At 56.8% G+C, this 11,151-nt stretch carries 12 protein-coding genes; 5 read left to right on the top strand and 7 right to left on the bottom strand.

The window, feature by feature from the left end; all coding sequences use genetic code 11:
• The 4 genes from mutL to WW58_RS05590 form a co-directional block, all read left to right on the top strand.
• Nucleotides 1-1,848, top strand: a 1,848-nt coding sequence (gene mutL, locus WW58_RS05605) for a DNA mismatch repair endonuclease MutL (protein WP_288143411.1), incomplete at its 5' end; no start/stop codon positions are given.
• A gap of 329 nt (nucleotides 1,849-2,177) precedes the next feature.
• Nucleotides 2,178-4,130 carry an O-antigen ligase family protein gene (locus WW58_RS05600; protein WP_046436017.1) on the top strand — a complete coding sequence of 651 codons (1,953 nt, stop codon included), beginning with the start codon at nucleotides 2,178-2,180 and terminating at the stop codon, nucleotides 4,128-4,130.
• Nucleotides 4,131-4,526: 396 nt separating this feature from the next.
• Nucleotides 4,527-4,883 (top strand): DUF488 domain-containing protein, encoded by a 357-nt coding sequence (locus WW58_RS05595; RefSeq protein ID WP_012419149.1) that lies wholly within the window; start codon nucleotides 4,527-4,529, stop codon nucleotides 4,881-4,883.
• Nucleotides 4,884-4,972: 89 nt separating this feature from the next.
• Entirely contained in the window at nucleotides 4,973-5,167 is a 195-nt protein-coding gene (locus WW58_RS05590) for a hypothetical protein (protein WP_046436015.1), read from the top strand.
• A gap of 52 nt (nucleotides 5,168-5,219) precedes the next feature.
• On the opposite strand, the gene hemC is transcribed toward WW58_RS05590, so the two are convergent.
• The 7 genes from hemC to WW58_RS13075 all read right to left on the bottom strand — a co-directional run bounded on the left by hemC (nucleotide 5,220) and on the right by WW58_RS13075 (nucleotide 10,198).
• A complete protein-coding gene (hemC, locus tag WW58_RS05585) occupies nucleotides 5,220-6,197 on the bottom strand; it encodes a hydroxymethylbilane synthase (protein WP_215833580.1) in 978 nt (325 codons plus the stop codon).
• Entirely contained in the window at nucleotides 6,187-7,188 is a 1,002-nt protein-coding gene (gene hemA / locus WW58_RS05580) for a glutamyl-tRNA reductase (protein ID WP_237970441.1), read from the bottom strand. Before hemA ends, hemC begins: the two co-directional genes overlap by 11 nt.
• A gap of 20 nt (nucleotides 7,189-7,208) precedes the next feature.
• Nucleotides 7,209-7,967: a cytochrome c biogenesis protein CcsA gene (gene ccsA, locus WW58_RS05575; RefSeq protein WP_046436010.1), complete on the bottom strand. Its 759-nt coding sequence runs from the start codon at nucleotides 7,965-7,967 to the stop codon at nucleotides 7,209-7,211.
• A 20-nt stretch (nucleotides 7,968-7,987) separates the two neighbouring features.
• Nucleotides 7,988-8,782, bottom strand: a complete 795-nt coding sequence (folE2, locus tag WW58_RS05570; RefSeq protein ID WP_012419153.1) for a GTP cyclohydrolase FolE2 — start codon at nucleotides 8,780-8,782, stop codon at nucleotides 7,988-7,990.
• A 107-nt stretch (nucleotides 8,783-8,889) separates the two neighbouring features.
• Nucleotides 8,890-9,135: a 30S ribosomal protein S18 gene (rpsR, locus tag WW58_RS05565; RefSeq protein WP_046436007.1), complete on the bottom strand. Its 246-nt coding sequence runs from the start codon at nucleotides 9,133-9,135 to the stop codon at nucleotides 8,890-8,892.
• A 31-nt stretch (nucleotides 9,136-9,166) separates the two neighbouring features.
• On the bottom strand, nucleotides 9,167-9,340 hold the full coding sequence (rpmG, locus tag WW58_RS05560) for a 50S ribosomal protein L33 (RefSeq protein WP_012419155.1): 174 nt from the start codon (nucleotides 9,338-9,340) through the stop codon (nucleotides 9,167-9,169).
• Between the two features lie 33 nt (nucleotides 9,341-9,373).
• Complete coding sequence (locus WW58_RS13075) at nucleotides 9,374-10,198, bottom strand: TraR/DksA family transcriptional regulator (RefSeq protein ID WP_022198647.1); 825 nt, start codon at nucleotides 10,196-10,198, stop codon at nucleotides 9,374-9,376.
• 235 nt (nucleotides 10,199-10,433) lie between these two features.
• Here WW58_RS13075 and WW58_RS05545 point away from each other — a divergent pair.
• Nucleotides 10,434-11,151: ROK family protein (locus WW58_RS05545; protein WP_046436005.1), on the top strand; the 718-nt coding region annotated here is incomplete at its 3' end.

Genomic DNA, 11,151 nt, shown 5'->3' with positions numbered 1-11,151 from the left:
GAAGTAGTGGAGCGCCCCGCCTCCGTTGTGAAGGAACTGGTGGAAAACAGCCTGGATGCAGGAGCCAAATTCGTACGGGTGGAGATACGCCGCGGAGGCGTGGGCATGATCAAGGTGACGGACGACGGCAGCGGCATGTCACGGGCAGACGCCGAGCTGTGCACCAAACGGCACGCCACCAGCAAACTTTCTTCCCTGGAGGAGCTTTTTGAAATCACACACCTGGGATTCCGCGGAGAGGCTCTGCCCAGCATTGCCAGCGTTTCCCGCTTCAAACTCTGTACCAGGCAGCAGCAGGATCTGGAAGGCTGGGAAATACGCATTGACGGCGGCCTGGAACACGAACCGAGAAGCTCAGGCGTCTCTCCCGGCACCGCCATTGAGGTGGCCGACTTGTTTTACAATACTCCAGCGCGCCGCAAGTTCCTCAAATCCGCAGAAACGGAAGCTTCCCATGTGGAGCACCAGATACGCCTGCATGCCCTGGCTTATCCCCAAGTACGGTTTGCCTATAAACGGGACGACCAGCTTGTTTTTGACCTTCCCGCCACAGCGGATCTGCGCGTCCGCATTTCCGCACTGACGGATGCTGCCACAGCGGCGGCCCTGATTCCGATAGAAACGACCATCGGCCCCGGTATTTCCATCACGGGATTCCTGCTTCCTCTTTCCGAAGCCAGACGCACCAGAAAAGGGCAGTACGTCTTTATGAACACGCGCCCCGTGGAGGACCAGCTCATTAACAGGGCCATTCGGGACGGCTATGGAGGCTTCCCCACCGGACTGCATCCGGCGCTTTTTTTGTATATGGAGGTGGAGCCCGCTCTGGTGGACGTCAATGTGCACCCCGCCAAGAAGGAAGTGAGATTCCGCCGTTCCGCAGACGTGGTAAATACCATTGTGGAAGCCATAGCCAACACTCTTCAAAAGCACGCCCGGCAGGAAATCCACGCTGCCGCCGCGCCGGAGCCGGAGAGAACTCTTCCTCCTGCCCATTCTACCACCGCGCCGTATGGGGAAATACCCGCCCGTTCCACCAACCCCGGTTCTGCTTTCCCGGCGGCCGCCAGACCGGCCCCTGCTTCTTCCGCCGCCCAACCGCCGCTTTCCTCCTCTGCCAGACAATCCCATGGGCCTGTCCCTCCCCCTACCCTCCGGGCCATTCCCTTGAAACAGGTTCCCGCCACCCAGGGGAAACTGGATTTTCACCGTCAGGAGGATGAAGAAACGGCACGAAACGCCCATGAAAACGCAGCTTCAGAAAGGGATGCCTCCGCCGGATTTTCCTATCTGGGAACACTCCGCCAGCAATTCGCCCTGTTTGAAACGCCGGAAGGCCTGGTTCTGATGCATCCCAAGGCGGCCCGGGAACGCATCATATTTGAACGGCTGCGCGCACGCCGGGAAGCCCCCATGCCGTCCCAGCAGCTTCTGGATCCGGTGGTGCTGGATCTGGACCCGCGGGATTTTGCCGTCATCCGGCAGTTCGCCCCGCATTTTGACCAGGCCGGCATGGTCGTTACGCCCTTTGGACAGAATACCATCAGAATAGAATCCATCCCCGCACTGCTGGAACTGGAAAACGCACGCGCTTTTCTCCTGGAGCTGGTGGACCGTCTCACCCAGTCCGAATTCAGCCGAAATGCCAAACGCGTGGCTTATGAGACCTTCATTGGGGAATTTGCCAGAAAATCCGCCTGGAGGGAGCGCATTTCCCCTCACCGGGCCCCTGCCATCCTAAAGGATTTGCTTGCCTGTGAAGTGCCGTACTGCACCCCGGGGGGCAAACCCACGCTGGTGAATTATTCCGTTCCGGAAATTAAACGTAAATTCGGCCTACAGGCATAAGGGAACCTTGTTTTCCAGAAAACAGGCTGAAACGCTGCAAGATTTTACGGCGAACGGAAAATATGCAGCCAAAGACGGATTGATGCCCGCTTCTGCGGTATATTATTTTCCCTTACCGATACTCAGTTTTATTTCAGCCGCAGTAAGGGGCAGAAACTCTCCCTGGCAACAGGGATCATTTTATCCTGTCCGGCTTACGGACACCTTTTCCGTCTTGTCCGCCAGAACTCTGGCATTTGGACGCATCCTCCCGCATACAACAGGGAGCTTGCTCTTGGCAAGGAAGTTTCCCGCGTTTATACTGCAGCCTTCCAGATAAATTCCCAACCATGCCAGACTCTCCCCCCAGCACCTCCCCCGCTCCGCGCATTGCTGAAACTGCCGCCGGGAAAATTCTGGCGGGCCTGCTGGCCCTTTTTTACATCTTCCTGGCAACGACGGCGGCAGGCGGGGAATGGCACACCCTTTTCCTTCCCGCCTGCTTTCTGGCGGCAGCCCTCCTGCTGTTCTGCTTCTGTATTCTCCGGGGATACAAGATTCCCAGCCCCGGACTGCCGGGCTGGCTGGCCCTGGGTCTGGGAGGCGGCTATTTCCTTGTCCGGGCATGGTTTTCCCCCTGGTTTTATTATGAGAGCGTAGCGGATCTGGGCCTTATCGCCACGGCCATCGTCATGTTCGCGGCGGGAACGTATGCCGGAGCCGGAAACGGGGAAAAGAGTATTCTTCCCGTACTGGCTGCGGCATTGGGGCTGCTGAATGCCCTGCTGTGGGGGTATCAGAACATAACGGGAACGGAAGCCTCCTGGTTCAGACCGGATTATTCCCTGTTCGGCACGGAAATCCGCAACATCGGATTGTTCGGATACAAAAATTTTTCCGCCCATTTCCTGTCCGTCACCGGTTTTTTCCTTTGCGCATACAGCATGGCTTCCGCCAGAAAATGGGGCATCCGCCTATTCACAGGATTGGCGCTCATCCTCGTTTCCTTCACGTGCGGCTCGCGGTCCGCCTTCCCAAACGCCCTGGCTGGCGTAACCCTGTGCTTCTTTATTTATACCTCCAGCGTTTTCCGCAATAACAGAAAATTTTACACGGCGTCCATCCTCTTTATTATCCTGCTTTTCCTGGGCACGTCCTATGCCGTGCTGGATTTGTCCCGGGGGGCGGGCAGGCTTACCGCCCTTCTGGATACATTTTCCTTCGGCAACCGGCTGGACCTGTCCAAACTGGCCTGGGCGCTGGCGGACCAGGCTCCGCTGTTCGGTCACGGCAGCCGGATGTACACCAATCTTTCCACGGAGTTTTTCTCCGGAGCCAACCTCCCCAATTTTGCCCACCACGAATACGCACAAGCCGCCTGCGACTACGGCTATGCCGGGCTGGGGCTGATGCTGGCTCTGCTGGCCCTGTTTCTTATTTCCGGACTCCGGAGCGTTCTGAAATTGTCGGGAGAACATCAACGGCCCAATCCCCTGGGACCGGCGGCGTTCTGCGTATTGTGCATCGCCGCTTTCCACGCCTATGGGGAATTCATCTGGCATAACCCTGCCTTGCTTGGAGCCAGCGCCCTATGCGGCGGCATTACCTGCACGGCCCCTCTTTCCAGGGTGAAGGCTTCGCGCCGAGTCGGCCGCTGGCTTCAAGCGACCGCCGCACTGCTGATGGCCATATTGGCTCTGTGTTATGCGTTTCTGGCTTTTCCGGTCTGGAAAAACTCCCTTCAAGCCGTCCCGGCTTCCTCCAGCAATCGGCTGCCCATGCTGGAAGCAGCCGCCTCCTGCAGCCTGGACCCGGATTTGGTGCGGCGCAACATTCTGCATGCCGCAGGCAGTTCTCCCCCCCCAAGCCCAGCCCGGCTCAAAGTATTGGAGCATCAGGAAGAAAAAGCGGAACGCCTGAGCCCCGGGAACCACGGCCTGACGGCGGCTAAAAGCCTCCTTTACATCCTCCAGGGACGCCTCACGGAAGCGGAACAGCTGCTCCGCCCGTACGTAGAGAGTCCCGGCAGGTTTGACGACCGCATGTTCGCCTGGACTACCATTTACAATAATATGCTGTATTCCTGGAGTACGGCCATTGCTGCCCAGTCCCCAGGACGCGCCCTGTCCATGGCCATGACGGCCCAGCGCCTGATGTCCGCCCAAACGGACCGGTGGCTGTATTATGGGGCCCTGGATCCTGAAGTCAGGAAAAAACACTACTCGCGCCTCAATGAGCTCAAGATGCTCATCATGATGCTCCAGGCCCGCAGAACGACGCCCGACCCCTCCTGGAGGAAATAGTATTCCGGAGAATCGGGGAAAAGGAATCTGTGCAGCAACCGTTATATCCTTTTTCCAGAGAAGCCGCTCCATACAGAAGTTTCCCCGTCTTATCCGGTTTCTTTTTTACCGGATTCCACGTCAGCTTATTTGTCCACGGAACACAGAGCGTACTGCAGCCAGAAAGATGAAAAGCCGACAGCTGGCGTAGCAAGTCCGCACAGGCGTTACGCCGGAATTTTAAGCGGCTTCAGCTATCTTCCGCCGGAAGCGGCAGCCTCTCCGGAACAGAACCGTTTGTTTCTTTTTCCCCCAACTGCGGACTGCCTCTGTTGGCGGTCCCGTAAAACGCATGTCCCGACGCAGCTCAACAGAAAAAAACTTTCCCGGCTCTATTCCTTTATCGAATCTTTTTGTATGAACATAACCATCAAACGAATTTATGACCCCAAGGAACCCGGAGACGGCTACCGCGTCCTGGTGGACCGGCTCTGGCCCCGCGGCATTTCCAAGGAAAAAGCTTCCTGGGACGAGTGGCTGAAGAACATAGCTCCATCCACGGCGCTCCGCCAGTGGTTTGCCCATGATCCAGTCAGATGGGACGCATTCCGCAAAAAGTACGATGAGGAACTGGATGGAAACGGAGAAGCCGTTTCCCATCTGCTCCGGCTGGCGCGGAAAGGGAAGGTTACGCTGCTGTACTCCGCCAGAAACACGGAGCACAACGAAGCTGCGGCTCTAAGGGATTACCTTTTGCAACGGTTTGCTTCATAAATAGAAGCATATTCCTGCACAAACTCCATCCGCAAGCCCCAAATGCTGTCACGGGAACCTATGATACGGCAGGATTTCTTCTCTCGTTCATGAACAAGCGAAGAAAATGGAAAGGAGGTGAATACAACATGGCCAGCAGTTCCCACATGGGTGGAAGTCATAAGGGCAATTCCAAAAAACGCTCCGAGACTACCACAAGCAAAACCGGGCGGCGCATCAAACGCGATGCTTCAACCGGGCAGTTTATGAGCGATAAAAGCTCAGGCTCCAAGGAAAAACATTAATGCCCGCGAGTTTTCCGCCTGATTCAGGCTCCGGATCCGGTCCGGAGCCTTTTTATTTTTCTCCGCATCCGGAACACGAGGAAGTCTTCCGCCATCCACTCAGGCCTAATTCTTCAAAAGCCCGAAGACCCATCGCTTCAGGGGCTTTCCGGTCTCCGCGAATCACAACGGCAAAAGGCTCTTCCCTGCCCGGAACGTAATACGCAGCCCGCAGAACCAGTTCCTCTCCATCCGGATGGGCGTAAACACCCACGGGCGTGGAACAGTTCGCACCCAGACGTACCAGGAAAGCCCGTTCCGCCAGCGCACAGGCAAAAGATTCCGGATCATTGATGCCTTCCAGCATTTCCGCCGTCTCCCTGTCCGAGGAACGGCATTCCATTCCAACGATGCCCTGCCCCACAGCAGGAATAAAAACTTCCACCGGCAGAGGACGCATGTAAAGTTTTCTTCCTTCCACAAGGGTTTCCGGCGCGTACAGCCCCAGGCGTTCCAAACCGGCCCTGGCCAGAATCACGGCATCCCAGCCGGGCTGTTCCACCAGCTTTCCCAAACGCGTAGGCACATTCCCCCGCAGGTTTTCAAACCGCAGGCCGGAACCCCAGTACGTGCGCGCCATCAGGCGTCGGCGCACGCTTCCGGTAGCCAGCGTTCCGGAACCGTTCCAGTCCGGTTCTTTCGTGATAAGCACATCCTCCACGGCAGCACGGGGCAAGACGGCGGCCAGCGTGAAGCCGGCGGCAAGCTCGCTCGGCACATCTTTGAGGCTGTGCACCGCTACGTCAATGCGGCCATCCCGGAGGGCGGTTTCCAGTTCCTTAATGAAGATCCCCTTGTCCACCATGCCGGAAACGCGGGCCACATCCGCCAGAGGAACATCCGTGCGGCGGTCTCCAATAGTATGGATGATTTCACAGCGCACGTCCAGTTCCGGATAACGGAGGGAAAGGGCAGCACGGACCATATCCGCCTGGGCCAGGGCCAGGGCGCTCCCGCGGGTGCCGATGATGAGGGTATTTTTACTGGTCATAAAGAGCGGAATCCGGAAAATATCTGGAGATGCTGTCCCGGATGATGGCCTCGCACCGGGAAACCTCCTGCTCCCGGCTGCGCTTGGCTTCATCCGCCAGCTGGGTGAGGGTATCAATATCGTAGAGATACACTTCGTCAATATCCGCCACGTCCGGAGAAATGTTGCGCGGCACGGAAATATCAATCAAAAAGAGGGAGCGGTATTTACGGGAGGCGCGCAAAGGCAGAAGCGTTTCCCGGGTGATGATGCAGTGGGGAGCAGCGGTGGCGGCCACCACCACGTCAATATCCCTGAGATAGTTCCCCCACACGTCATACCGGATGGCCTGGCCGCCGATCATGCCCGCCAGCTCTACCGCACGGTCAAAGGAGCGGTTGGCCACATAAATGCCCTCAGCACCCCGGGCATGCAGGGCGCGCCCCGTAACGCGGCTCATCTCGCCCGCCCCCAGAATAAGGACGCGGGTGCCGGAAAGGTCCCCGAAAATTTGTTCCGCCAGCTCCACTGCCACGGATCCCACGGAGGTTGCCCCGGCATGAATCTGGCTTTCCGTCCGCACTTTTTTACCGATAGTAAAGGCTTTCTGAAAGGTTTTGTTGGCGCAGGCCGCAGTTACCCCGGCATCCAGGGCCGTCTGGTAAGCCGTTTTTACCTGGCCGAAGATTTCCGTTTCCCCCAGCACCATGGAATCCAGGCCGCTCAGCACGCGGCACAGATGGCCTAGAGCATCTTCTCCCTGATGGCTGTAAAAATAAGAAGCCATATCCAGTTCCCCGCGCCCATCACCCAGAAAATGGGATAAAATGTGCTCCTGCGCATTTTCCGGAGCGTTGGACCAATAATAAATTTCCATGCGGTTGCAGGTGGAAAGCACAACGCACTGGTCCACTCCAGGAAGGGAACGGATGCGCTGTCCTTCCTCCCGGAGCTTATGGGACGGCACGGCAAACCGCTCCCGTATTTCCACGGGAGCGGTCCGGTGATTCAAGCCTAAACAAACCATTCTCATCAGCTTACCAGGAAAATGCTCATGGATGCAATAAAGAGGGCCACGCAGCAGCAGGCCAACATCCTTCCCGGAATGCCGCGGCGGTAGATGAACCACAGCAGGACGCTGTAGCCTGCCGTGAGAAGAATGACAATGGAGGTCTTGGCCGCATTAATGGGGAGATTCCCCCGCCACCCAAGCCATTCCCCAAGCAGAAGAAGGAGGAATGCCACAAGAACCAGGCGCTTCATGCTGGCTTCCAGTGTACGGATGGGAGGAAGCACACGGCAGGTGCCGGGAATCCGGTGTCTTTTAAGACATTCATTCTGCATGCAGAACGCCGCCCCCGCGGCAGCGGCCAGGCCGCCGGCTCCGTAGGACATCATGGCTATGCCCACATGCGCCGTCACCCAGAAGTCATGCGTGCCCTGCACGTCCGCTCCGGAACGGCCTATCAGCAGGGAAAAAACCGTCAGCACGGCAATAGCCGGAGCCGTAAAGATGCCAAGCACGGACATTCGGTAAGCACGTCCCAGCATCAGATAAAAGAGATTGATGCTCCAGGAGAGGAAGAAGAGCACCTCTGAAGCGCCGCGGATGGGACACATTCCCGTCTGGTACGCTTTGACGCATAGCGCCCCTGTCTGGAGAACAAAGAGGCACGCCATCCAAAGATGGGCATATAAAAACCGCCGACCGGAAGCCAGCAGGCGCCATCCCAGCCCTGTGAAAGCCAGAGAAAGGATGAGAGAGGCAACGGCCCACCAGTTATCGTTCATAAATCCGGCGCGGAAATGGTTCAGGAACGCAAATCGCGCTCAATGACGGCATATGCCTGGTGGTTATGGATGGATTCAAAATTTTCCGCTTCCACCCGGTACCAGCTGAAGGCGGAATGACTCTGCGTTTTCAACGCCACGTTGCGCACCAGATCTTCCACAAAGACAGGGTTTTCATAAGCTTTTTCCGTCACCCATTTTTCATCCGGCCTTTTCAGCACGCTGAACAGGGAGCAGCTCGCGCAGGATTCCACCAGGTCAATCAGGTCTTCAATCCAGACGGGCCTGGAGGCAAAACGCACGGAATAAGTAACCAGCCCGCGCTGGTTGTGGGCTCCGTAGGCACTCATGGCCTTGGAGCAGGGGCAAAGTGTCGTCACGGGAACGATAACTGTCAGCTTGAAATCAGCCAGTTTGTTGTTCGCTTCCGCCTCCATCTCAAACCGGACAACGTAATCCATGAGCCCTTCAATTCCGGTCACAGGAGCGTTTTTGGAGCGGAAAAACGGGAATTCCATTTCCACATGGGAACGGCGGGCGGACAGACGGCGGAGCAGTTCCCGCGGAATGGCCAGGGCCGTATGCACATCCAGCAAGGGGCCATGCTGGTGCAACGCTTCCACAAAACGGCTCATATGGGTGCCCTTGAATTCTTCCGGCAGATCCACCGCCAGAGAAACCGTCGCCACGGTGGACTGGATGCGGTTGAGCTTGTCCTGTATCTGGATGGGGAAGCGCAACCCTTTTACGCCCACCCGGTCAATGGAAATATTGCGCGTATCCGCCTCGGACTGGGTATCTTTCAGTTCCTGCATGGAAAAAGAGGATGATGGGTGGAAATAAAACGGGAGTCTGCCCTGTTACCGGACAAACTCCCGCCTGCAAAGACAATTCTACCGAAAGAGATTTTCCTTGGGGCTTGTTACGGCAGAAGGTTGATGGAACGGGCCCGCTTGATTTCACGGGTTATCTTGCGGTGAATCTTGGCGGACAGCCCGGTCACACGGCGGGGAAGAATCTTGCCGGTTTCAGAGGTGAACTTGGACAGAAAATCAGGGTTGAGCAGATTGACCTGATCCATCGGGATGTCGAGACGGCGGCGCGGCATCTGACGATTGCACGTGCGGAAACGAATACGGCGTTCTACAGTCTTGGGTTCAGTGGACATAATAATAAAGATAATCGATAAGCCGAACCAGTTAACGCATTTCACGATGAAGCGTACGGCGCTTCAGGAAAGGATTGTACTTAATCTTTTCCAGGCGGCCGGGAGTACGCAGGCTTTTTTTATTGCGCGTGGTGACGTAGCGGGACGTAGGCTTTCCTTCGGCTTTGGCCTCGGTGCATTCGAGGATGATGATGTCTCTTGGCATGATGAAAATGTGTTACGGGGGAGGATTTATACACTATTCTTCGTCATCGTCAAGAGAAACAGATAAATCTACATCATTTTGTCCTCCGGCAAAGCCCAGGGCCACTCTGGGACGGAACCTGGCATTCTGGCCTTTTTCCTTTTCCCACTGGGCCTGGCATTCCACGGTAAGCCGCGCAAAGGGGATGGCCTCCAGACGCAGGATGGGAATGACCTTGTATGACATTTCGCAGATGCCATATGTTCCGTTGTCAATGCGGGCGAGCGCCTGTTCGATTTCATACAGGCCGTCCTGCTCTTTGGAAAGCAGGCTGAGCGCAAAATCACGGTCATAGGCGTCACTGCCGGCATCCGCCTGGTGCTCCCCGGAGCCGGAAGCCTCACTGCCTTCCGGATGATTCCGGAGAGTATCGCGGGCCACGCCGCTCATGTTGTCCAGAGCCCTGTCGCGCAAGTCCAGCAGATGCTGGCGCTGCATCTGCACAAAAGGCTCCCATTCGGGGTTGGCGGCCAGTTCGGCCCTGGCGGCGGCAATGGCTTCCGCCTGTTCATCCGTCAATTCATTTTTCGCGGGAGCGGGAACCGGGGCAACAGGAGCGGGAGCGGTTTTCTTAACCGGAGCCTTTCTGGCCGTTTTCGGCGCAGGCTTCTTTTCCATTTCAGCCGCGGCGGCGGCAGCCTCTTTGGCGGGCTTGGCGGCTTTTTCCGGTTCAGACGCCTTTTTCCTGCAGCATTTCTTCTTGGCGGGAGCCTCCAGGTCTACAGCGGTCTTGCAATCGGACTTCCCGCAGGTCTTTTTCTTGGAAGCCGGAACTTCCTTGGCGACGGTCTTGCTATTGGTTTTCTTGGGAGTAGGCATAGGAGGTGTCTCTATGGGCTGAGGTTGACAATATTTCACGAACAGAGGGCAGAACCCGCCCCGCTGACTAGACTATGAGACATTACAAACGCCCAAATGTTCATTCAAGAAAATTCAGTGATGAAACAAGTCATTTCCCCCCCTTTTGCACCCTCTATTTTCCTGTCGGGATTTTACCGGGAACATACTTCTTTTAACCTTTTCAACGCCCGATAAAATTCTATATTGGCGTTATATGACAGCTTCAACCATTCCCTCCATCGGCATTGACTTCGGAGGCACCTCCATCAAGATGGGGGTCGTCAAGGGCGCGGAAGTAATCGCCCACGCTCCTTCGATAGCCACCCAGGAATACGGCAATCCCGATCAACTGATTGAAGCCATAGCCCAGTTCGTGAATATGCTGCGGCTGAATCACCCGGAAGTGCAGGCCATCGGCATGGGAATGCCGGGGTTCGTCAATTTTTACCAGGGGACCGTTTATACGCTTACCAACGTGCCCGGCTGGAACAACGTTCCGGTACGGGACATGCTCCAGGCCGCCTGCGGACTGCCCGTATACGTGGAAAACGACGCCAACTGCATGGCTTATGCGGAATGGAAGCTGGGCGCCGGAAAAGGAAAAAGACATCTGGTCTGCCTGACCCTCGGCACCGGCGTTGGCAGCGGCCTGATCGTGAACGGAGAACTTCTGCGCGGGTCTACCTGCTCCGCCGGGGAGCTGGGGCAGACGAGCATCGACTACCGGGGGCGCCTGGGCCATTACGGCAACCGCGGCTCCCTGGAGGATTATGTAGGCAACCGGGAAATAGCTGCGGATGCACGCACGCTTTACGCCAGCCACGGCATTGACAAGGCCATTGTGGACTGCAACCCCATCGCTTTGGAACGGGCCGCATTGGCGGGTGATGAAGTGGCTGAACAAGTATGGCGGGACCTGGCCGTAAAACTCT

The sequence above is a fragment of the Akkermansia sp. UNK.MGS-1 genome, assembly GCF_000980515.1.
Taxonomy (GTDB): domain Bacteria; phylum Verrucomicrobiota; class Verrucomicrobiia; order Verrucomicrobiales; family Akkermansiaceae; genus Akkermansia; species Akkermansia muciniphila.
Note: the sequence above shows the minus strand (reverse complement) of the source record. Positions and strands in the feature narration are given on the sequence as shown.

Bases quoted from the DNA above. Each gene is read 5' to 3' on its own strand.
- WW58_RS05600 (WP_046436017.1), top strand. From the start codon at position 2,178: ATGCCAGACTCTCCCCCCAGCACCTCCCCCGCTCCGCGCATTGCTGAA.
- WW58_RS05595 (WP_012419149.1), top strand. From the start codon at position 4,527: ATGAACATAACCATCAAACGAATTTATGACCCCAAGGAACCCGGAGAC.
- WW58_RS05590 (WP_046436015.1), top strand. From the start codon at position 4,973: ATGAACAAGCGAAGAAAATGGAAAGGAGGTGAATACAACATGGCCAGC.
- hemC (WP_215833580.1), bottom strand. From the start codon at position 6,197: ATGACCAGTAAAAATACCCTCATCATCGGCACCCGCGGGAGCGCCCTG.
- ccsA (WP_046436010.1), bottom strand. From the start codon at position 7,967: ATGAACGATAACTGGTGGGCCGTTGCCTCTCTCATCCTTTCTCTGGCT.
- folE2 (WP_012419153.1), bottom strand. From the start codon at position 8,782: ATGCAGGAACTGAAAGATACCCAGTCCGAGGCGGATACGCGCAATATT.
- rpsR (WP_046436007.1), bottom strand. From the start codon at position 9,135: ATGTCCACTGAACCCAAGACTGTAGAACGCCGTATTCGTTTCCGCACG.
- rpmG (WP_012419155.1), bottom strand. From the start codon at position 9,340: ATGCCAAGAGACATCATCATCCTCGAATGCACCGAGGCCAAAGCCGAA.
- WW58_RS13075 (WP_022198647.1), bottom strand. From the start codon at position 10,198: ATGCCTACTCCCAAGAAAACCAATAGCAAGACCGTCGCCAAGGAAGTT.